General features: G+C 65.6%; 25 protein-coding genes. 9 read left to right on the top strand and 16 right to left on the bottom strand.

The features are described from left to right. Positions 1 to 18: 18 nt before the first annotated feature. From XH92_RS06135 to XH92_RS06110, 6 genes are all read left to right on the top strand, one after another. The gene (locus XH92_RS06135; RefSeq protein WP_371817955.1) at positions 19 to 279 is read left to right on the top strand and encodes a hypothetical protein; all 261 of its coding nucleotides are present in this window, start codon (positions 19 to 21) and stop codon (positions 277 to 279) included. Between the two features lie 660 nt (positions 280 to 939). Beyond that, the gene (locus XH92_RS06130; protein WP_194458442.1) at positions 940 to 2,082 is read left to right on the top strand and encodes a type III PLP-dependent enzyme; all 1,143 of its coding nucleotides are present in this window, start codon (positions 940 to 942) and stop codon (positions 2,080 to 2,082) included. Positions 2,083 to 2,212: 130 nt separating this feature from the next. Further along, positions 2,213 to 2,830: a GNAT family N-acetyltransferase gene (locus tag XH92_RS06125; protein ID WP_194458441.1), complete on the top strand. Its 618-nt coding sequence runs from the start codon at positions 2,213 to 2,215 to the stop codon at positions 2,828 to 2,830. Positions 2,831 to 2,840: 10 nt separating this feature from the next. After that, a complete protein-coding gene (locus tag XH92_RS06120; protein WP_194458440.1) occupies positions 2,841 to 3,008 on the top strand; it encodes a hypothetical protein in 168 nt (55 codons plus the stop codon). Positions 3,009 to 3,112: 104 nt separating this feature from the next. Further along, positions 3,113 to 3,502, top strand: a complete 390-nt coding sequence (locus tag XH92_RS06115; protein ID WP_194458439.1) for a RidA family protein — start codon at positions 3,113 to 3,115, stop codon at positions 3,500 to 3,502. A gap of 40 nt (positions 3,503 to 3,542) precedes the next feature. After that, positions 3,543 to 4,985 carry a homospermidine synthase gene (locus XH92_RS06110; RefSeq protein WP_194458438.1) on the top strand — a complete coding sequence of 481 codons (1,443 nt, stop codon included), beginning with the start codon at positions 3,543 to 3,545 and terminating at the stop codon, positions 4,983 to 4,985. 113 nt (positions 4,986 to 5,098) lie between these two features. Here XH92_RS06110 and XH92_RS06105 read toward each other — a convergent pair whose 3' ends face one another. From XH92_RS06105 to XH92_RS06055, 11 genes are all read right to left on the bottom strand, one after another. Continuing rightward, positions 5,099 to 5,839 carry an acetoacetate decarboxylase gene (locus tag XH92_RS06105; protein ID WP_194458437.1) on the bottom strand — a complete coding sequence of 247 codons (741 nt, stop codon included), beginning with the start codon at positions 5,837 to 5,839 and terminating at the stop codon, positions 5,099 to 5,101. A 130-nt stretch (positions 5,840 to 5,969) separates the two neighbouring features. Then, complete coding sequence (locus XH92_RS06100; RefSeq protein WP_194458436.1) at positions 5,970 to 6,302, bottom strand: hypothetical protein; 333 nt, start codon at positions 6,300 to 6,302, stop codon at positions 5,970 to 5,972. 81 nt (positions 6,303 to 6,383) lie between these two features. After that, positions 6,384 to 7,100, bottom strand: a complete 717-nt coding sequence (locus tag XH92_RS06095) for an MgtC/SapB family protein (protein WP_194458435.1) — start codon at positions 7,098 to 7,100, stop codon at positions 6,384 to 6,386. Positions 7,101 to 7,133: 33 nt separating this feature from the next. Next, positions 7,134 to 8,153 (bottom strand): WD40 repeat domain-containing protein, encoded by a 1,020-nt coding sequence (locus tag XH92_RS06090; protein ID WP_194458434.1) that lies wholly within the window; start codon positions 8,151 to 8,153, stop codon positions 7,134 to 7,136. Further along, positions 8,153 to 9,205 carry a GTP-binding protein gene (locus XH92_RS06085; RefSeq protein WP_194458433.1) on the bottom strand — a complete coding sequence of 351 codons (1,053 nt, stop codon included), beginning with the start codon at positions 9,203 to 9,205 and terminating at the stop codon, positions 8,153 to 8,155. Before XH92_RS06085 ends, XH92_RS06090 begins: the two co-directional genes overlap by 1 nt. A 109-nt stretch (positions 9,206 to 9,314) precedes the next feature. Further along, the gene (locus XH92_RS06080; protein ID WP_194458432.1) at positions 9,315 to 10,187 is read right to left on the bottom strand and encodes a metal ABC transporter substrate-binding protein; all 873 of its coding nucleotides are present in this window, start codon (positions 10,185 to 10,187) and stop codon (positions 9,315 to 9,317) included. Positions 10,188 to 10,192: 5 nt separating this feature from the next. Continuing rightward, entirely contained in the window at positions 10,193 to 11,062 is an 870-nt protein-coding gene (locus XH92_RS06075) for a metal ABC transporter permease (protein WP_194458431.1), read from the bottom strand. Positions 11,063 to 11,067: 5 nt separating this feature from the next. Further along, positions 11,068 to 11,826 (bottom strand): metal ABC transporter ATP-binding protein, encoded by a 759-nt coding sequence (locus XH92_RS06070; RefSeq protein ID WP_194458430.1) that lies wholly within the window; start codon positions 11,824 to 11,826, stop codon positions 11,068 to 11,070. 3 nt (positions 11,827 to 11,829) lie between these two features. Beyond that, positions 11,830 to 12,024 (bottom strand): hypothetical protein, encoded by a 195-nt coding sequence (locus XH92_RS06065; RefSeq protein WP_194458429.1) that lies wholly within the window; start codon positions 12,022 to 12,024, stop codon positions 11,830 to 11,832. 413 nt (positions 12,025 to 12,437) lie between these two features. Next, entirely contained in the window at positions 12,438 to 12,746 is a 309-nt protein-coding gene (locus XH92_RS06060; RefSeq protein ID WP_194458428.1) for a hypothetical protein, read from the bottom strand. Between the two features lie 219 nt (positions 12,747 to 12,965). Then, a complete protein-coding gene (locus XH92_RS06055; protein ID WP_194458427.1) occupies positions 12,966 to 13,883 on the bottom strand; it encodes a LysR family transcriptional regulator in 918 nt (305 codons plus the stop codon). Positions 13,884 to 14,130: 247 nt separating this feature from the next. Here XH92_RS06055 and XH92_RS06050 point away from each other — a divergent pair, with 247 nt between their 5' ends. The 3 genes from XH92_RS06050 (at position 14,131) to XH92_RS06040 (ending at position 17,640) form a co-directional block, all read left to right on the top strand. Continuing rightward, positions 14,131 to 15,444: an MFS transporter gene (locus XH92_RS06050; protein ID WP_194458426.1), complete on the top strand. Its 1,314-nt coding sequence runs from the start codon at positions 14,131 to 14,133 to the stop codon at positions 15,442 to 15,444. A gap of 20 nt (positions 15,445 to 15,464) precedes the next feature. Further along, on the top strand, positions 15,465 to 16,538 hold the full coding sequence (locus XH92_RS06045) for a tartrate dehydrogenase (RefSeq protein WP_194458425.1): 1,074 nt from the start codon (positions 15,465 to 15,467) through the stop codon (positions 16,536 to 16,538). A gap of 343 nt (positions 16,539 to 16,881) precedes the next feature. Beyond that, positions 16,882 to 17,640 (top strand): haloacid dehalogenase type II, encoded by a 759-nt coding sequence (locus XH92_RS06040; protein ID WP_246788270.1) that lies wholly within the window; start codon positions 16,882 to 16,884, stop codon positions 17,638 to 17,640. A 32-nt stretch (positions 17,641 to 17,672) separates the two neighbouring features. On the opposite strand, the gene XH92_RS06035 is transcribed toward XH92_RS06040, so the two are convergent. From XH92_RS06035 to XH92_RS06015, 5 genes are all read right to left on the bottom strand, one after another. Further along, on the bottom strand, positions 17,673 to 18,437 hold the full coding sequence (locus XH92_RS06035; protein WP_194458424.1) for a serine acetyltransferase: 765 nt from the start codon (positions 18,435 to 18,437) through the stop codon (positions 17,673 to 17,675). Positions 18,438 to 18,607: 170 nt separating this feature from the next. Beyond that, complete coding sequence (locus tag XH92_RS06030; protein ID WP_157347849.1) at positions 18,608 to 19,099, bottom strand: DUF2852 domain-containing protein; 492 nt, start codon at positions 19,097 to 19,099, stop codon at positions 18,608 to 18,610. Positions 19,100 to 19,229: 130 nt separating this feature from the next. Beyond that, complete coding sequence (locus XH92_RS06025; protein WP_194458423.1) at positions 19,230 to 19,931, bottom strand: TetR/AcrR family transcriptional regulator; 702 nt, start codon at positions 19,929 to 19,931, stop codon at positions 19,230 to 19,232. 300 nt (positions 19,932 to 20,231) lie between these two features. After that, complete coding sequence (locus XH92_RS06020; RefSeq protein ID WP_194458422.1) at positions 20,232 to 20,597, bottom strand: YciI family protein; 366 nt, start codon at positions 20,595 to 20,597, stop codon at positions 20,232 to 20,234. An 81-nt stretch (positions 20,598 to 20,678) separates the two neighbouring features. Then, positions 20,679 to 21,104 carry a YciI family protein gene (locus tag XH92_RS06015; RefSeq protein ID WP_194458421.1) on the bottom strand — a complete coding sequence of 142 codons (426 nt, stop codon included), beginning with the start codon at positions 21,102 to 21,104 and terminating at the stop codon, positions 20,679 to 20,681. Positions 21,105 to 21,197 lie beyond the last annotated feature (93 nt).

Here is a 21,197-nt window from a genome sequence, read left to right as displayed (position 1 = left end):
CTGAACAGGACCTATTTCATGACCATGCAGCCTTCCACCTCAGGCAACCGCGCCATCGCCTGGCCGAGCGTCATCACCGTCATCTCGGCGGCGATCCTGATCGGCGCGGAAGTGTTCGGCGCGGCCTTCGCCGGCGGCTGGGCACTCGCGATCGCGCTTGGGCTCGGTGATCTCGGCGCACACATCCTGCAGGCCACGCTGTTCGGCGTCGGCGTCCTGATCATGATCGCCTTCATCCGCGCAGCTCAGCGCGTCGAACCGTTCACGCGTCGCGCGTGAGCTGAAGCGATTCAAGAAAGCGCTGCGGCACAGGGCTAAAACGCACACGCTTCGTTAGTCATTCTTAACAGCCGTTCATCTTCAACGCCTGCTGCGCACGAGATCGCAAGCACGCGTTAGGGAAATTTGTCGCTATCGCAAAAAAATTCTTGCGCCGCGAATTCAAAAGACTTATTTCCTGCCTTGCCCAATTTCGCACGTGCCTGTGGTCGTGTGTCAGTCGGTAGGTATCCGGACAAGAGGCCGGACAGCCGCCAAGGGGTGGAAGAACCGAGGGTCGCTTACGTCCGTCAGGACACGAGGCGGCCAGCATCTCTCTCCAGGGATGCCGTTGAAGGTCTCACCACTCTTTGCAACCGTGACTGGCAGCCGGAGGCGAACCGGCGCACCCCGCTCTCAACGGGGGACGCGACTTAAAGCAACGACGGATCGGGCTTTTTTGGTCTCTACCGGCAGTCCAACGCCGGCGCGGGCTACTGAAAAGGCTTGTCCTTCATTGCCAGGTGTGCGGGCGGGAAACTCTCCCAACCAATCCACGGCAGCACAGTCTGGTTTGAGTCTCTTGGCCTCAACGCGCCTCCATCGCGCGATGTGGCCGAAGCGCTTTGACCCGACGTCACGTTGATGCGGATCCCGTCGCTGGGGCCGTTGGAGAGTGCCATGACTGAACGTATCCAGGAATTCCTGCGCAACCGCCGCCAGGATGGTCTCGACACCGAGCCGTGCCTCGTCGTCGATCTCGAAGTCGTGCGCGACAACTACCAGACCTTCGCGAAGGCGCTGCCGGACAGCCGCGTGTTCTACGCCGTGAAGGCCAACCCTGCGCCCCAAGTGCTGTCGCTGCTGGCCTCGCTCGGCTCCTGCTTCGACACCGCGACCGTCGCGGAGATCGAGATGGCGCTGGCCGCCGGTGCGACGCCGGACCGCATCTCCTATGGCAACACGATCAAGAAGGAGCGCGACATCGCGCGTGCCTTCGCGCTCGGCATTCGCCTGTTCGCGGTCGATTGCGCCGCCGAGGTCGAGAAGGTCGCGCGCGCCGCTCCCGGCGCCAGGGTGTTCTGCCGCATCCTCTATGATTGCGCCGGCGCCGAGTGGCCGCTGTCGCGCAAGTTCGGCTGCGATCCGGAGATGGCGGTCGAGGTGCTCGACCTCGCCAAGCGCCTTGGGCTGGAGCCGTGCGGCATCTCGTTCCATGTCGGCTCGCAGCAGCGCAAGGTGAAGGCGTGGGACCGTGCGCTGGCGATGGCGTCGACCGTGTTCCGTGACTGCGCCGAGCGCGGGATCAACCTCACCATGGTCAACATGGGCGGTGGCTTCCCGACCAAGTATCTCAAGGACGTTCCGCCGGTTCTGCAATATGGCCGGTCGATCTTCCGCGCGCTGCGCAAGCATTTCGGCAACCAGATCCCGGAGACGATCATCGAGCCGGGCCGCGGCATGGTCGGCAATGCGGGCGTGATCGAGACCGAGGTCGTGCTGATCTCGCGCAAGAGCGACGAGGACGAGGTGCGCTGGGTCTATCTCGACATCGGCAAGTTCGGCGGTCTCGCCGAGACGATGGACGAGTCGATCCGTTATGCCATCCGCACGCCGCATGACGGCGCGGACATGACGCCGTGCGTGCTCGCGGGCCCGACCTGCGATAGCGCCGACGTGCTGTACGAGAAGCTGCCGTATCCGCTCCCGGTGACGCTCGAGATCGGCGACAAGCTGCTGATCGAAGGCACCGGCGCCTATACGTCGACCTATTCGTCGGTGGCGTTCAACGGCATTCCGCCGCTGAAGACCTACCACATCTAAGCCGCCTCCTTTTCGAGGCCTGATGAACCGGGAGCCGGCCCCGCCGGCTCCTTCCCGATCATTTTTGATTTTCCTGAACGACGCTTGCCGCGGCTTACGCCATGCCGTTGCAAGCGGGGACTGACGTGCCATGACTGCAAAACGGAACACCCCCGTTGCCCTCATCCGGGAAGCCGCCCCGTTCGCGATCCGTGCGGAGCGTGCCTCGGACGTCGTCGCGCGCGAAGCGCTGCTGGATGCCTGCTTTGGCGAGAACCGCCATGCCCGCACTTGCCAGCGCCTGCGCGACGGACGTGCGCCCGCCCAAGGCCTGAGCCTTGCGGCCGTGCGCCAGGACGGCCGGCTGGTTGGAACCGTGCGGCTGTGGCACGTCAGCGCGGGGGGCCGCAGCGCGCTGATGCTGGGGCCGCTGGCCGTCGATGACGACTGCCGCGGCCTCGGCGTCGGCGCCGCGCTGACGCAGCGCGCGCTGGCCGTAGCGAAGGCCCGCGGCCATGGGGCTGTGATCCTGCTCGGCGATGCGCCCTACTACGCCCGTTTCGGCTTCTCCGCCGGCAAGACCGGCGAGCTGTCGCTGCCCGGCGCTTTCGAGCGCGACCGGCTGCTCGGCCTCGAGCTGGTCGAGGGCGCGCTTGACGGCGCATGGGGCATGATCTCGCCGTCCGGCGCACCGCTGCCCAAGATCAAGGCAACGACCAAGGCAACCCGCAACCGGAAGGCACCGTTCGCCGTGCCGCACGCGGCGTAAGGCGGCGGCCATGTCGGAGCACCTTCCCGCAACCGATGGCGCGCGCCCGCGTTGGCGCGGCCTCGTCACCACGGTCATGCTGGTCCTGATCTCGGTCATGATCGTCAGGGACATCCTGATCCGGCGCTGGACCGGCACGCCGCCGTCGCCGCCGGACACCACGCTGCAGTCCCACTAACCGGCGGCCGCCGGGTCAGAATCCCGGGGCAAACTCCAAGGGGTTGCGCGGGCGCTAAAAATGCCCGTAAACCCCGCGCAAAGCCATTTCAGCCGAGGTCCCAGATGTCCCGCCGCCTGATTTCCACCGGCTCGCCGTTCGAGAAGACCGCGGGCTATAGCCGCGCCGTAATCGATGGCGACTTCGCCTTCGTCGCCGGAACCACCGGCTATGACTACACCATGATGACCATGCCATCAGATGTCACGAGCCAGTCACGGAACTGCTTCAAGACCATCGAGGCTGCCCTGAAAGAGGGAGGCTTTGCGATGGCCGACATCGTGCGTGCGACCTACTACCTCACCGACATCAGTGACGTGGAAGCCCATTTCGCGGTCTGCGGCGAGGTTCTCGGCGACATCCGCCCGGCCGCAACGCTGCTGATCGTCGCGGGGCTCTACAAGCCCGAGATGAAGGTCGAGATCGAAGTCACCGCGAAGCAACGTACCCCCTGATCCACTCTATCCGCCGCTAGGCACTCTCCTGGAGAAAATGATGAGCCCCTCCTCGCAGATCTACGCGAAAATCACCGGCCCCATTGTCATGATCGGCTTCGGCTCGATCGGCAAAGGCACATTGCCGATGATCGAGCGTCATCTCGATTACGACAAGTCGCGCGTCACCGTGATCGATCCCAAGGATGAGGGCCGCAAGGCACATTGCGAGAAGCAGAACGTCAAGTTCATCCAGCAGGCCGTGACCAAGGACAATTATCGCGAGTTGCTGACCCCGCTGCTCACCGAAGGCGGCGGCCAGGGCTTCTGCGTCAATCTGTCGGTCGATACCGGCTCGACCGACATCATGGAGCTCTGCAACGAGGTCGGCGCGCTTTACATCGACACCGTCAACGAGCCCTGGCTCGGCTTCTATTTCGATTCCTCGAAGGGTCCCGAGGCGCGCTCCAATTACGCGCTGCGAGAAGTGACGCTGGCCGCCAAGAAGGCGCGTCCCGCGGGCTCGACCACGGCCGTCTCCTGCTGCGGCGCCAATCCCGGCATGGTCTCGTTCTTCGTCAAGCAGGCGCTGCTCAATGTCGCCGCCGATCTGAAGCTCAATGCTCCCAAGCCGAAGACCAAGGCCGAATGGGCGGACCTGATGCGGCAGGCCGGCGTCAAGGGCATCCACATCGCCGAGCGCGACACCCAGCGCTCCAAGTCGCCGAAGGAGCCCGATGTTTTCGTCAACACCTGGTCGGTGGAAGGTTTCCTGTCGGAAGGCGTGCAGCCGTCCGAACTCGGCTGGGGCACCCATGAAAAATGGATGCCCGAGAATGCGCATACCCACGAGGCCGGCTGCGGCGCGGCCATCTATCTGATGCAGCCCGGCGCCAACACGCGCGTGCGGACCTGGTGCCCGACTCGCGGCGCGCAGTACGGCTTCCTCGTCACCCACAACGAGTCGATCTCGATCGCCGATTACTTCACGGTGCGCGACGCATCGGGCACGGCGATCTATCGGCCGACCTGCCATTATGCCTATCATCCGGCTGACGATGCCGTGCTGTCGCTGCATGAAATGTTCGGCCGCGCAGCCAGGATGCAGGAGAAGCACCACATCCTCGACGAGAACGAGATCGTCGATGGCATCGACGAGCTCGGCGTGCTGCTGTTCGGCCACGACAACAATGCCTACTGGTACGGCTCGCAGCTCTCCATCGAAGAGACCCGCAAGCTCGCGCCCTATCAGAACGCGACCGGCCTGCAGGTGACCTCCGCCGTGCTCGGCGGCATGGTGTGGGCGCTGGAGAACCCGAACGAAGGCATCGTCGAAGCCGACGAGATGGACTTCGATCGCCTGCTGGAGATCCAGCTGCCGTATCTCGGCCCGGTGAAGGGTTTCTACACCGATTGGACCCCGCTGACGGATCGTCCGGGACTGTTCCCGGAAGACATCGACACCAGCGATCCCTGGCAGTTCAAGAATATCCTGGTGCGCTGAGAGGCCTTCCAGGCAAAATCTCGAAAACAACCCCATGCACAGTAGCCGGCGAGAGGGGCTGGCTCTCGTCATTCCGGGATGGCCTGAAGGGCCAGACCCGGAATGACAGCCGTTCACCGCGCCATATAGTCGAACGCCACCGAGCCGAGCCCGAGCGTCAGGTCCGCCTTGTAGTGCAGCGCGGAGACCACCTCGCGCACCGGCAGGCGGGCGACGTCGCATAGCGCGTGCGGAAACAGGCCGAGCGCGGCGGGGCCGGTCCAGGCTTCCTTCAGCACGATGTCGTCGAGATGAAAGCGCACCAGCTCGCAGATCCGCGGGCTGCCGTCGACATGCGGGATGATCTTCAGGATGAAGTTCGGCGCCTTCATCGCGTTCAGGACCGTCTCGTGCTCGACCTTGCGGTACTTGTAGCCCATGGTGGCGGAAGCGCAGAGCACCGAGCCGTAATGCAGCGAGCCGACCAGCACGTCGCTCTCGACCGCGATCTTGGGCCGCGCCAGCTTCTTCGGAAATCCCCACAGCTCGCGGCCACCGGCGATCGGGGCCTCGTCGTCGAGATACATCGCGTGGGTATAGGCACCCACCTCGCCCCTGAAGCGGACCGGGATCACCTGCCCGGTCTCGGTGTAGTCGCCGAAGCCGGTCGAGTCCGGCATGCGGATGAATTCATACTTCACGACAGGCTCGGCGACCTCGAGCGGCTCCGGCACCACGGCCGCAAGTGCTTCGGGGTCGGTCTTGTAGGTGATGATGAAATATTCGCGGTCGAAGAACCGGTACGGCCCCGGCGGAAACGACGGGTTGGTGAGCGGCATCGAATAGGCGGTGCGCCGGACGTCCTCGATCTTCATGAAAGGCCCCATCTGTCGTTGGCAAGACGAGGGATTATGGCGGGCGCGGGCGGCGGAGGCGAGACCGTATAATCGGCAGCATCAGTCAAATGCGCGTCACAATGCAGGTCCTCGACGGACCGGCTCGCGGCTACTTCTTCTCGATCGGTGGCGCGGTCTTCTCGGCGGGCGCCGGCGGCAGCACCGGCTTGGCCCCGGCCTTCTGCGCCTCAGCGTCGGGACGCGCCGGCTCCGGCGCCGGCGTGGTGGGCCGCTCGCCGCCCGGCTTCGACTCGGCCGGCGCTGTCGTCTTCTGCGGCTCCGGCGTAGGCGTCGCCTGCAACGGCTGCGTTGCCTGCGCCATCTCCTGCGGCGGGCCGGCGTTGATCGCGTGTATCGACAGCGCTGCGATCGCAACGCCCGCCGCCACCAATGTGGACGCGATCAGCATGTCGTTTCGCAGCCTGGTCCGATCCGCAGCCATCTCGTTCACCCGCGATTGTCAGCGAGGTCAACGATCCGGCCGACGCATGGTTCCTGAGCGCAGCCGCGCGGGAACCTCGCGTCAATCCGTTGTGCTGATTTCCCAGGTCGCGTGCCGCACGCCGGGCTGATGCTGCAGGTCGACCACCACGGCATTCAGCTCGTTGGGTTCGACCGCGGTCGAGACCAGCTCCGCCACGATCTCGAGGAAGTCGTCGCCGGCCTCGACCACGTTGACATCGGCGACCGGATAGTTCGCTGCCTCGAGCTTCTCGACCAGGCGGTCGCGCATGTCGGGCAACGCCTCGGGGGTCACCGCGAGCTTGAAGTAATAGGTCGCCTCCAGCGCCTTCTCGTTCAGCGGGATGCGGTTGATGGCGTTGACCAGCGGACGCAGCAGCGTGTTGCCGGCGATCACGAACACGGTCAGCGCCGCCGCCTGCGCAACCAGATCGGCGCCGGCACAGGAGCCGACCGCGGCCGAGGCCCACAGCGTCGCCGCGGTGTTGAGGCCACGCACGTCCATGCCCTGCTTCATGATGACGCCGGCGCCGAGGAAGCCGATCCCCGACACCACATAGGCGATCACCCGCACCGCGCCGTCGGCGCCCGCAAGATGCATCGCGAGGTCGACGAAGGCGGCCGCGCCGACCGCGACCAGCACATTGGTGCGCAGCCCCGCGGTGCGCTGCCGGTACTGCCGCTCGGCCCCGATCAGCGTGCCGAGCACAAAGGCTGACGTCAGGCTGACCAGCGTGTCGAGGAAGTCGGCGAGCTGGAATGTGGTGAGAAATCGCATAACGCTGCAGTCCCGGGTGGATGCAGCGATCTCTTACATTTCCAGGATGCCCGCGTCACCATCTTCCGTTCCGAAGGCGAGCAGCGTGCCCTTGGCATTCCATCCCAGCGCGGACACCGCGGTACCGGCATTCCGGCGCACCAGGATCTCGGCGCCATCCTCGAGCCGAACCATCAGCACGGTGCCGTCGGCATAGCCGACCGCCATGATGTCGTTCTTCGGATGGCAGGCGACCACCGCGACCCGGGCCGGCATCGGCGCCAGCATCGCCGGCTCCTTGCCCATCGGGCCGTCCTTGCTGGTGAACGGCCAGACGATCACGGTGTCGGCGCCCGAGGTCGCGAGGCCCTTGCCGCCGACGCTCCATGACATCGAGCGCACGCGGCCGGGATAGCCGCTCATCCGCATATGCCTGTTGTCGGCGAGCCGCCAGCCATGCATCGCCGGCTCGTGCATCGCGGTGACCAGGAATTTGTTGTCCGGGCTGAACATCACGGCAAGATGCGAGCCGGCCCATTCCAGGAATTCCGGATTGGCGGCCATGTTGGGGAACCACAAGGTCACGCCGTTGTAATGCGCGATCGCAAGCCGCAGGCCCTTCGGCGCAAACGCCAGCCCGCCGACGGTCGACGGCACCTCGAAGGTTTTCTCTTCGCCCTTGGGATTGCGCACGAACGCAGTCTTGCCCGCCGACCACGCCACGGTGCCGTCGCCGTGCAAGGCGACATTGTCGATCCAGCGCCGCTTGGCGTCGGTCGTAATGACAGCGGTCTCGCCCTTGGCATCGATCGCGATCAGCTTGCCGTCGTCACCGCCGGTGACGAGCCGCTTGCCGTCGGAGGCCGCGCACAGGATGGCGCCGAAATGCGTCTCTGTCCGCGTGATCTCGCCGTCGATAGTCGCGATCGCGACGTTCTCCTCGGCACCGACGAAGAACGCGCGGTCGCCGAGGAAATGCACCGAACCGACCGCAGCACCAAGCGGAAGCTGCCTGACGCGGTCGGTGATCGAAACGATGGAAGAAGGGGCCTCGCCCGGATCGAACTCTTTCATCACGTGGTGATGCACTGCTCGAAGCCGTCGCGGATCGCCTGCTCCGGCAATTCGCGACCGATGAACACGACGCGGCTTTCGCGCTTCTCGCCATCCTTCCATTTCCGCTGGTGGTCGCCCTCCAGCATCATGTGGACACCCTGGAACACGTAGCGGTCGTCGTCGCCGGTGAAGGCAAGGATGCCCTTCGAGCGCAGGATCTTCTGGCCCTCGGTGGCGACGAGGTTCTGCAGCCAGGGCATGAACTTGGTCGGATCGAGCGGCTTCTCCGAGCGCAGCGACAGCGATTGCATGTCCTCGTCGTGATAGTGCTTCAGGCCATGGCCGTGGTCGTGATCATGATGATGGTGGTGATGGTCATGATCATGATGATCGTGGTCATGGTCGTGATCGTCGCCGGCCTCGAGGAAGTCAGGCTCGATCTCAAGGATGCGGTCGAGGTCGAACGCGCCGCGCTCCAGCACGTCAGTGATCCCGACCTGGCAACGCTCGGTGCGGTGCAGTTTTGCGTACGGATTGATGCCGCGGATGCGGGCCTCGACCTCGGCGAGTTCGGGCTTGGAGACCAGGTCGGTCTTGTTCAGCACGATGACGTCGGCGAACGCGATCTGGTTCTTGGCTTCCGGCGCGTCCTTGAGGCGGTCGCTCAGCCATTTGGCGTCGGCAACGGTCACGACAGCATCGAGCCGGGCGTTCTTCTGCACGTCCTCGTCGACGAAGAAGGTCTGCGCGACCGGCGCCGGATCGGCAAGGCCCGTGGTCTCGACGATAATGGCGTCGAACTTGCCCTTGCGCTTCATCAACCCGTCCATGATGCGGACGAGATCGCCGCGCACCGTGCAGCAGACGCAGCCATTGTTCATCTCGAACACTTCCTCATCGGCGCCGATGATGAGGTCGTTGTCGATGCCGATCTCGCCGAATTCGTTGACGATGACGGCGTATTTCTTGCCGTGGTTCTCCGACAGGATGCGGTTCAGCAGCGTGGTCTTGCCGGCGCCGAGATAGCCCGTCAGCACGGTCACAGGAATTTTTTGCGAAGCTTCAGCCATAACAACTCCGAAAGGAACTCTTTGTTTGAGCATGATCTTATCGGAAAACCGGACCCCACTTTTCCGGATCATGCTGGTCGGCGCTCAGCCAGACAGGGAGGCCCCTGCCCTAGTTGGCGAGCGCGCTGGTCAGGGCCTTTATATTGTGCCTGACCATATCAATGTAAGTGGGTGCCTGGCCCTTTTCGCCCGTCAAACTGTCCGAATACAGGGTCCCGCCGACCCTGGCGCCGGTCTCGGCGGCGATCCGCTCGACCAGGCGGGGATCGCTGATATTTTCGAGAAAAACTGCCGGAATTTTCGCAACCTTGATCTGGGCGATGATGGCGGCGATATCGCGCGCACTGGGCTCGGAATCGGTGGAGACACTCTGCGGCGAGAAGAACGTGACCCCGTAGGCATCAGCGAAATAGCCGAAGGCGCCATGGGTCGAGATCACCTTGCGCCGCGCCTCCGGTACCCGTCCCAGCGCCTCATGCACCTCGCGGTCGAGCGCCTCCAGCTTGGCCAGATAGGCGTCGGCATTGGCCTTGAAGACGCCGGCCCGGTCAGGCGCCGCTGCGATCAGCCCGTCGCGAATATTGACGACATAGATCTTCGCATTGGCGACGGATTGCCAGGCATGCGGATCGTCATGGCCGCCCATCTTCCGCGGCATGATCCCCTTGGTTGCCACCACAACCGGCGCCTTGCTGCCGGAGGCCTGCAACAACCGCGGCAGCCAGCCCTCGAAGCCGAGGCCGTTGATGACCAGCAGCCTGGCATCGGCGACTCTCTTGGCATCCGCCGGCGTCGGCGCATAGACATGCGCGTCGCCGTCGGGCCCGACCAGCGCCACCACGTCGACGTCGTTGCCGCCGACATTGCGCACCATGTCGGCGAGGATCGAGAAACTGGCGACGACGTTGACACGCTCCTGAGTGCGCGCCGTGCCGCCCGCCAGCAGCAGTGCCAAGCAAATCAGACCGAACAACCGCCGCATCGTCCTCACGCCTCGAGATGGCGGCCGGGGAACAGCTGCCGCACCAGGCCGCTGACATTGCCGAACAGCAGCGACACAATGTAGAGCCCGGCCGCGACCAGGATGATCGCGGGGCCGGAAGGAATCCGGGTCTGGTACGACAGCACAAGCCCGGCATAACCCGACAGCATCGCGCTCGCGACCGCGATGCAGATCATGGTGGTGATGTCGCGCGACCAGAACCGTGCAATGCCGGCGGGCAGGATCATCAGCCCGACGCCGAGCAGCGTGCCGAGCGCATGGAAGCCGTTGACGAGATTGACCACGACCAGCGCGAGGAAGGCGAGATGTGCCGGCGCGCCGGCCCGGCTCACGGTGCGCAGGAACACCGGATCGACGCATTCGATCACCAGCGGGCGATAGATCACCGCGAGCACCAAGAGCGTGATGGTGGCATTGAACGCGATCACCAGCAGGGTCTGGTCGTCCATCGCGAGGATGTTGCCGAACAGCACATGCAGCAGGTCGATATTGGTGCCCTTGATGGAGACGATGGTAACGCCGAGCGCCAGCGAGACCAGGTAGAAGGTCGCCAGCGACGCATCTTCCTTCAGCTCGGTGGTGCGGGCGACGAGGCCCGCGAGCAGCGCCACCGCAAAGCCCGCGATCAGGCCCCCGGTCGTCATCGCGAACAGGTTGAGCCCGGACAGCAGGAAGCCGATCGCGGCGCCCGGCAGGATCGCATGCGCCATGGCATCGCCGACCAGGCTCATCCGCCGCAGCATCAGGAATACGCCGATCGGCGCGCCGCCGAGCGACAGCGCGATCACGGCCGCCAGCGCGCGGCGCATGAACTCGAATTCGGTGAAGGGCGTGATCAGCGCGTCGGATAGCATCGGCGTCAGGCGGCCCGTGAGCGCGGATCGGCGGCGCAGGCCGCGGCGCTGTCGTCGAAGGCCTCACACATCCGCATCGCGACCGTCAGATTGTCCGCCGTCAGCGTCTCCGCGGTCGGCCCCCATTCCACCGGGCCCCGCGCCAGCAGCAACGTTTCCGGGAAATTGTTGCGCACCATGTCGAGGTCGTGCAGCGCCGCCAGCACCGTGCGTCCCTCGCCGTTCCAGCGCTTCACCAGCGCCAGCAGATCGGCGGTGGTCTTGGCGTCGATGGCGTTGAACGGCTCGTCGAGCACGATCAGGCGGGCGTCCTGCAGCAGCACCCGCGCGAACAGCATGCGCTGGGTCTGGCCACCGGACAGCGTGCCGATCGGCCGGTTCTCGAAGCCGTTGAGGCCGACCGCGGCCAGCGCCGCCAGGATCTTGCCACGCGCGGCCCTGCCGATGCCGCCGAAGAAGCCGGTCGCGCGCCACAGCCCGGTGCCGACGAAATCGAACACCGAGATCGGGAACGTACGGTCGATGTCGGCGGACTGCGGCAGATAGGCGATGTCGCGATGCTCGAGCCCGTCGAGATCGATCACGCCCGACAGCGGCTTCAGCACGCCGGCGATGCCGCGCAACAGCGTCGACTTGCCGGCGCCGTTCGGGCCGATCACGGCCAGCAGCGCGCCCGCCTCGACCGCGCCGTTGAGATGGTGCACCGCCGGATGGCGGTCATAGCCGAGCGTGACGTCGCGGAAGGTGACCAGCGGAGACCCCATCGTTCACCTCATCGCCAGCCAGACGACGCCCCACAGGCAGGCAGAGACCGCGAGCGCCGCGGCCAGCCGGGCCGGCACCGGCATGCGCAGGATCGACCAGGGCGCGGCCTGGGCCGGATGGGCGTGCGGGCCGTGGCTGTGCCCGTGGGGATGGCCGTGGCCATGGTGGGCGTGGTCGTGGGTGTGCGTATGCGCCATGACCAAGTTGTTATATTATAACATAACGCGAGTCTACAAACGAGGAACTCATGGCCGATCCGCAAATCCGGGGGAGATTCGGGCTGCGCCGGCCAAAACCCACCCCGATGGAACCGTCGGCTGTCAGCACCGGGCGAAAGCAGACCCGTGCACTCTCCATCGTCGTCCTGGCGAAGGCCGGGACCCATCATCAGCGCGCAGCTGTCAATTCCGTCATCCTGAGGTGCGAGCCTCTTCGGCGAGCCTCGAAGGATCGACGGCCACCAGCCGGGCCGCGCATCCTTCGAGACTCGCTGCGCTCGCACCTCAGGATGACGGGGCAAATCAATCTCAGACGGTGCCGAGGACCTGCCACGACGTTCTCGCGACATAGATTGTCCGAGTCTTGTGCACCCGCAGGACGGGGAGCCAGTCTACTGGCACACCGGCGCGGTCAGTTTCGGGTCGGCTGGTCTTGCCGACCAATACCCCCGCTGACCGAGCTCCGCGTCGTTTGTGGCGGGAGCACATACGTAGCTCGTCTTGCCGACGCACATCGGCGAGCCGATCGAGAAGATGAGGTTTTCGTAGATGCAATAACTGCCGATCCCGGACGGCAGATCGGTCGGCGGCGTTATTGAGCCTCCCAAATAGGGCTGCGATGAAGCGCCAGGGGCCCTGTCCTGTGCCGCGGCCGCATGAAGGGAAATCAAAAGCGTCAGACACGTGACGATGCGAAGCATGATCCCTCCGGTCAAAGAATGCCGGCGAAGCGTCGGGCGGCTTCCGGCGCGCGAAGCGCACAACGAGCCGCGACGGAATCGCTAGCAGGCCAATATGACACTTGCTTTGCGAGTCCTCTGCAGGACGGACACGCCTTTTAGCCCATCGCGTCATCTGCCGCACCTGCGCAAGAAGATGGTCGTTGGTGCAGCGAAGCGGACCAGGGCGACGAGGCGTCGTCACGCCTCGCGCGCGTAACTCTTCAACCTCGCCTCCAGCACCGCGATCACCTGGTCGCGGACGGGGTCGCGGGAGCCTTTCAGCCAGGCGGCGGCGAGCGGCAGGCGGCCGGCGGCGCTGCCACGCTTGAGGCGTAGCGGCACAAAGCGGACGCCCGGGATCGCCATCCGCGCGGTCCAGCGCGGCACGATGGCAACCCCGAGCCTTGCTGCGACCATGTTGACGATGGTCTGCTTCTCGTCGGCGATCTCCTGGATGCGCGGTGTCAGCCCAGCCTCGTCGAACAGTTTTGTCGTGAGGTCGTGGCTGTGCGGCCGCGAGCGGCGCTCCGGTACGATCAGGGGCTGATCGGCGATGTCGGGCAGCACGATCTGCTTGCGCCGCGCCAGCGCATGCTTGTGCGAGAGCGCCACCACCGCGGTTTCCTGCAGCAGCGCGACGAACTCGATGCGGCGGTCGGGCCGCTCCGGCGGGCGCACGAACGCGAGGTCGAGCGCGCCGGACAAGAGCTTCGGCAGCAGCCGGATGGTCTTCTCTTCCAGCAGCTGCACGGCAACGTCCGGATGGGTGGCGCGGAGGTCGCGCAGCAGCGGCGGCAACAGGCCGGCCGCGGCGCTGTCGATCGCGCCGATCCGGAAGCGCCGCGCCTGCGGCTTGCGCAGCCGGCGGCGAAAGCCGTTCTCGATCGCCTCGGCGCGGCCGAGTAGCGCCCGCCCCTCGCGCAGCAGCACAGCGCCGTCCTCGGTCAACGACACCGCGCGCGTGGTGCGCGCGAACAGCCGCACCCCGAGATCCTCCTCCAGCAGCTTGATGTGGCGGCCGAGCGCCGAGGGCATCATCTGGAGGCGCTGCGCGGCGCGGCCGAAATGCAGTTCCTCGGCAGCCGCCACGAAGCAGCGAAGCTGGTGCAGTTCCAAGCTGGGTTTCCTTCTCACCTGCCGTCATTGCGAGCGCAAGCGAAGCAATCCATCTCTCCGCACGCGTGGAAAGATGGATTGCTTCGTCGCATGCGCTCCTCGCAATGACGGGCGATGGCGAACGATTATATCATTTTTTTGTATAAACCGGCGCGGGTTGAAGCGGAAGGGCGCGGGCTTCTAGGCTTGCCGGTGGCGCGGCGACATGCGCCGTCCCAACAAACAAGACGAACCCCTGAGGAAGCCCATGGAAAGCCAGCTTGGCACGCGCGTGTTGCGCAAGATCTCACTGCGCATCGTGCCGTTCATCATGCTGCTGTACTTCGTGGCCTTCATCGATCGCGTCAATATCGGCTTCGCCTCGCTGACCATGAACAAGGACATCGGCCTGTCGCCGACTGTCTATGGTTTCGGCGCCGGTATCTTCTTCTGGGGCTACTTCCTGTTCGAGGTGCCCTCCAACATCATCCTGCACAAGATCGGCGCACGGATCTGGATCGCGCGGGTGATGATCACCTGGGGCCTGGTCTCGGCGACGATGGCGCTCGTGCAGGGCGCGACCAGCTTCTACGTGCTGCGCTTCCTGCTCGGCGCCGCCGAAGCCGGCTTCTTCCCCGGCATCATCCTCTACCTCTCCTACTGGTTCCCGGCGCGGCAGCGCGCCGCCGTCACCGCGCTGTTCATGGCGGCGGCACCGCTCTCGACCGTGCTCGGCTCGCCGGTCTCGGGCGCGCTGCTGGAGATGGACGGCCTGCTCGGCTTCAAGGGCTGGCAATGGCTGTTCGTGCTGGAGGCGATACCGGCCGTGCTGCTCGGCTTCGTGGTGCTCGGCTTCCTGACCGACCGGCCGGAGCAGGCGCGATGGCTCGCCGACGATGAGCGCGCCTGGCTGGTCAGGACCATGAAGGCAGAGACCGACGGCAAGGCCTCAACCGCGAGCCACAGCATCTGGCGCGGCCTCGCCGATCCGCGCGTGCTGGCGCTGGCGCTGGTCTATTTCGGGACCTCGGCCGGGCTCTACACACTCGGCGTGTGGGCGCCGCAGATCATCAAGGCGTTCGGCCTGTCGTCGATCCAGGTCGGCTTCCTCAACGCGGTGCCGGCGACCATCGCCGTGATCGCGATGGTGCTGTGGGCGCGGCATTCGGATCGCACCGGCGAACGCACCTGGCACGTGGTGCTGGCCTGCCTGATGGCAGCGGCGGGCCTCGCGCTGGCCGGATTGTGGACCGGCCTTGCCGCGGTGATCGCGGCCCTGACCCTGGTCAATATCGGCATCTCCTCGTCGAAGCCGCCGCTGTGGAGCATGCCGACCATGTTCCTGTCGGGCTCGGCCGCCGCGGCCGGGATCGCCACCATCAACTCGATCGGCAATCTCGGCGGCTTCGTCGGCCCGGCGATGATCGGCTGGATCAAGGAACGCACCGGCAGCTTCGACGGCGGCCTCTATTTCGTCGCCGGCCTGCTGGTGCTGTCGGCCGTGCTCACGCTGCTGCTGTCGCGCGCGCAAGCCGCGCCGGCGCAGGCCGAACCGCAACCCAATCCCGTGCAAACTCGCTAACCACCCATCCGGAGAGACCCATGCGTACCCATTCCATCGCCGCCATTCCCGCCGACGGCATCGGCCCCGAAGTGATCTCCGCGGGTGTCCGCGTACTCGAGGCGCTGGCCAAGCGCTCGGGCGACATCAGCTTCAACGTCAAGACCTTCGACTGGGGCTCGGACTATTACAAGAAGCACGGCGTGATGATGCCGGCCGACGGGCTCAAAGACCTGAAGAACTTCGACGCGATCTATTTCGGCGCGGTCGGCGCGCCCGACGTGCCCGACCACATCACGCTGTGGGGCCTGCGCCTGCCGATCTGCCAGGGTTTTGACCAGTACGCCAATGTGCGGCCGACCAAGATCCTGCCCGGCGTCGCCTCGCCGCTGCGCAATGTCGGCGTCGGCGATCTCGACTGGGTGATCGTGCGCGAGAATTCCGAAGGCGAATATGCCGGCATGGGCGGCCGCGCGCACAAGGGCCTGCCGGAAGAGGTCGGGACCGAAGTTGCGGTCTTCACCCGGGTCGGCGTGACGCGGATCATGCGCTATGCGTTCCAGCTCGCGCAGTCGCGGCCGCGCAAATTCCTCACCGTGGTGACCAAGTCGAACGCGCAGCGCCACGGCATGGTGATGTGGGACGAGATCGCGGCCGAAGTGGCGACGGAATTCCCCGACGTGACCTGGGACAAGATGCTGGTCGACGCCATGACGGTGCGGATGACGCTCAATCCGAAGAGCCTCGACACCATCGTCGCGACCAATCTGCACGCCGACATCCTGTCCGACCTCGCAGGTGCCCTCGCCGGCAGCCTCGGCGTCGCGCCGACCGGCAACATCGACCCGCAGCGCCGCTTCCCCTCGATGTTCGAGCCGATCCACGGCTCGGCTTTCGACATCACCGGCAAGGGCATCGCCAACCCGGTCGCGACCTTCTGGACCGGCGCGCAGATGCTGGAGCATCTCGGCGAGAAGGACGCCGCAGCGCGCCTGATGGCCGCGGTCGAGAAGGTGTGCGCGGCCGGCGTGCTGACGCCCGACGTCGGCGGCAAGGCGACGACGAAGGAAGTGACCGACGCGGTGATCGACGCGATCCATGGATCGAATGTGTAGGGGAACGCGTCGCCGCATCATGTCGGTGAGGTGAGCACGCTGCCCAGGCTCCCTCCCCCCTTGCGGGGGAGGGTTGGGGAGAGGGGTACCGCTTGCTCCGCTGCTGATTGAGAAAGACAGGCCCTCTCAGGTGTTCGAGGTGTGTTGATGTAGTCGAACCTACCTCTCGCATCACTCCCGGGGCCACCCCTCTCCCCACCCTCTCCCGCAGGGGGAGAGGGAGCCCAACCAGGGTGCCCGCCTCACGAAGGTGCGCCTGCTTCCAATACCCACAACCGGGGAACCAACCGTGCTACCCGATCTGACCAGACGACATTTCATCACCGCTGGAGGACTATCGATCATGGCTGCGATGACGGGGATACGGCCGGCTGGCGCCGCGACATGGCGCGATGAGATCCGCGCGATCGCGTTCGACGTCCAGGGGACGTGCGTCGATTTCTATCAGCCGATCCTGCGAGCCGGGCAGGCCGTGAATGCCGCCAAGGGACTCGCGCTCGACTGGGCTCGCCTCTCGAGCGAATGGCGCGATCTCTATCGCGCCGCGCTCGACGAGGTGATCGCCGGCAAGCGCCCGTGGATGCGGGTCGATCGCATCTATCGCGAGGCGCTGGATGTGCTGCTCGATCGTCACGGCCTCTCGGAGGCATTCTCCCGGGACGAGCGCGACGAATTGAACACGGTGTGGAGCAAGCTCGACGCCTGGCCCGATAGCGTCGAAGGCCTTGCACGCCTGCGCAGCCGGTTCGTGACCTCGACATTGTCGAATGCCGGCATGGCCGCCGTGGTGGCGGTGGTCAAGCACGCCAGGCTGCCGTTCGACGCCGTGCTGACCGCGGAGCTTGCGCGCAGCTACAAGCCGTCACCCGCGGTGTATCAACTCGCCGTCGACTACCTCGGCTATCCCGCGGACAAGATCCTGATGGTCGCTTGCCACAAATACGACCTGAAGGCGGCGCGTGCGTTCGGCATGCGCACCGCGTTCGTCGCCCGTCCGCTGGAGTTCGGGCCGGCGGCGAAGGTCGACGTGGCGCGGGAAAGCTGGATCGACCTCCACGCGGACAGTTTTACCCAACTCGCCGACATGCTCGTCCCGGCGTAGCGACCCAACGCGACCCGCTCGGTGCGCTCACCTCACGAAATCGTACCCGCATCCGCACAATTGGTCAGCCGCGCCGGCACGCCGATCGCGGTGCAGCCGGCCGGTACGTCCGACGTCACCAGCGCGCCGGCGCCGACCTTGGCGAAATCGCCGATGGAGAGATTCCCGATCACCGTAGCGCCGGCGCTGAGCAGCACGCCACGGCCGATCGTCGGGGCGTGGCGCGGGTCATCCTGATGCCGCGCGATGGTGACGTTCTGCAGGATCGTGACCTCGTCGCCGACCGACGCCAGCGCGCCGATGATGATGCCGGTGCCGTGATCGAGGAAAACCGCCGTCCCGATTTGCGCCGACGGGTGAATGCTGATCTGCAACTGATCCGCCGCGGCGCTTTGCATCATGAGCGCAAGATCGGGGCGATCCTGGCGCCACAGCCAGTTCGAGACCCGCCAGGCTTGCAGCGCGACGTAGCCCTTGAAGTTGAGGAGCGGCGCCAGCAGGCCTGATATCGCCGGATCGCGGCGCACGATGGCGGTGAGATCGATCGCCGCGGCATCGACCAGCGCGGGCTCGGCGGCGAACGCCTCGCGGGCGGTCCGCACGAACTGCGCGCGATCGGCCTCGGCGCGGCAGATAGCCCGGCCGATCAGGAAGGCGAGCGCGCCGCCGAGATCGCCCTGATCGAGGATGAAGGCAGCCGACGCTTCCAGAAAAGGATCGGCGACAACAGCAGCTTCCGCCTCGCGCCGGATCGCAAGCCAGAGATCGTCAGAACTCGCCGCCGCGGATGCCGCCATCACTTCACCTCATCACCCCGACCCCAAACGGTAGAGTGGGCATGGCATCCGCAAAATGCAAACCGCCCGCTTGCTTGTCGCAAACGGGCGGCTCGGGGCCATCAGGTTCTATGGGGGCACATCGCCTGAAGGCTCAGTGCTTGCCTCGCGGGATCAGCCAGCCTTCAAAATTAGCCTTGGGGCGGCTGGTCGTTCGGCGGGGTCGGACGGGTCTTGTGCTGTGCCATGAAGGCGTCGAACTCTTCCTTGTCCTTGGCGTGGCGCAGGCGATCGAGGAAGTTCTTGAACTCGACCTGCTCCTCCTCGAGCCGGCGCAGCGTGTCCTGGCGGTATTCGTCGAAGGCGCGGTTGCCGCTGGAGGGCGGGCCGAAGCCGCCGAACGGGAAGCCGCGGCGCTCCATGCGGCTCTTCATCCGCTCCATCTTGTCCTGCATGCGCTCCATCTTGTTCTGCCAGCGATCCATGTCGTTGTGACTCCAACACGCCATTTTTCTGCTCCCGAGTGTGAAAAAGAGAAGGGCGAGGCCGATCGGCCACCAGATCATGAAGCCGAGGATGATCCCGGCGATCTTCAGGGGATGCCACGGCGTCGCGTAGAAGTAGGGACGGTAGGGCTCTTCGACGGGGCCGCGCCAGCGATTGACATCAGCGGTGTAGGCCATTTCCTTCTCCATCACGGCATCACGCCGTTGTGAATGTAAATAACATTTACATAGGTAGCCGATCCCTCGGGAAAGTCAAGCAGCGCGGATGACGCACCCCTCGGATTATTTTTAGGCCAGGCGTTGAACCTTATTTCGGCTTGCCCCACGGACCTGCCGGCTTGTCGTCGGCGGCCGCGGTTCCCGGCCTGCGGTCGGTCGGGAAGCCGAGGCCGCGCAGATAGATCAGCACTTCGGCCTCGAGCAGATCCTCCGGCGACATCGGCAGCTTGCGCCGCGCGGCGTCGCCGCGGCCGAACAGCGAGGCGACGCCGTGCGACATCGCCCAGATGTGCAGCGCCATCATCATCGCCGGCGGGCGCGGCATGCCGGGCGGCGCCAGCGCCGCAAGCCGCTCGGCGGCGGCGCGGATGATCGCAAAGGCGCGCTCGCTCGCCGCCATCAAGGTCGGATTGGAATCGACAGGCAGGCCGGATTCGAACATCGCGGAGTAGAACGCCGGCTCCTCGCGCGCGAAGGCGAGATACGTCTTGCCGACCCGCTCGAACGCCGTCACGGTATCCGGGCGGCCGTCGTCCCAGGCCTGCGTCAGCAGCGACTCGAACTGCTCGAAGCCGCGCTGTGCGATGCTGGCGATCAGTTCGTCGCGGTCGCGGAAGTGCCGGTACGGCGCGGCGGGGCTGACGCCGGCCATGCGCGCGGCATCGGCGAAGGTGAAGCCGGCCGGCCCCTTCTTCGAGATCAGGTCGAGGGCGGCCTGCAGCAACGCCTCTTTGAGATTGCCGTGATGATAGCCGCGCTCGGCGCGGCCTTGGTCCTTGCGCCAGCTCATGTGAACGGCTTTTACATGAGCCGGCAGTAAAGGTCACTAGCGGCCAGGCGGGCGGTCAATCAAGATTAACGGATCGGTGACGCGAAGCACACTGCTCTCGCTCGACCTGAGTAGCCCGGCTCAAGCCAATGCCTCCGTATCTTCCCCTTCCCCCTGAAAGGGGGAAGGACGGGATGGGGGTCAGCCGCAGGCGACGCTATATGCCGGAAGAGCAGATCCCCACCCGCTTTGCTCTGGCGAGCAAAGCGACCTCCCCTTTTCAAGGGGAGCTGAATGCTCCTGCCTTCCCGCCCCGCGGGACTACCGCCCCGGGATCGGCAGCACCGGCATGATCTCCACGGCCTCGCCGGGGAAGATCGAAAAATGCGGGTGGTTCTCGAACAGCTTTGCCGCCGCCTCATGCGAAGGCGCGCGCACCACGGTGAAGCCGGTCATCAGATTGGCGATGTCGGCGGTGCCGCCGGCCCCGACGTGCTTGGTCTTGCCGAGCGGACCGCCCATCTCGACGATCACGTCGTGGTGCTTCTCGACCCAGGCGCCCCAGGCGGCCATGCCCTGCTGCTCCTTGGCACGCCGTTCGGCTTCCGGCAGCGCGTTCCAGGCTTCCATCCGCTTGCCGGTCTTGCCGCCGCCGAGATAGACCGCGAGGAAGGTGTTGGTGCTCATCGTGCTTCTCCGTTGTGGTGGTTTGACGATCGTTCGGTGGCACGACGCCGTCTTGCGACGGCATCGGTTCTCGATTTGGATTCAGCGCAGCGCCTTGCCCCAGCCGCCCTGCGGATGCTCGAAGGTCGCGGCGGCCTGCTGCACCTCCTCGGAGAAATCCGCCATCTCCTGCACCTGGCGGATCTCGATTATCTCGTTGGCGGAGGCCGGGCACTTCTTGGCCCATGCGATCGCGTCCGCGCGCGAGGCGACCTCGATCATCCAGAAGCCGCCGATCACTTCCTTGGCCTCGGTGAAGGGGCCGTCGACCACCATGGGCTCGCCGGTGTCGAACTTGACGCGCGCGCCCAACGCGGGCGGATGCAGGCCTTCCAGCGTGATCAGCACGCCGGCATCCTTCAGCGCCTGATTGTATCGCATCATCGCGGCGACCCGTTCCGGGTCGAGCTCGAGCTTGGCCGGCGCGGACTCGTAGCCGAGCGGGATCATCAGCATCATGAAACGCATTGGTTGGCATCCTTTGGTTTGATGTCATTCCGGGGCGATGCGCAGCATCGAACCCGGAATCTCGTGCAACGACTTCGGGATTCCGGGTTCGGC

The organism is Bradyrhizobium sp. CCBAU 53421, from assembly GCF_015291625.1.
Classification (GTDB): domain Bacteria; phylum Pseudomonadota; class Alphaproteobacteria; order Rhizobiales; family Xanthobacteraceae; genus Bradyrhizobium.
Note: the sequence above shows the minus strand (reverse complement) of the source record. Positions and strands in the feature narration are given on the sequence as shown.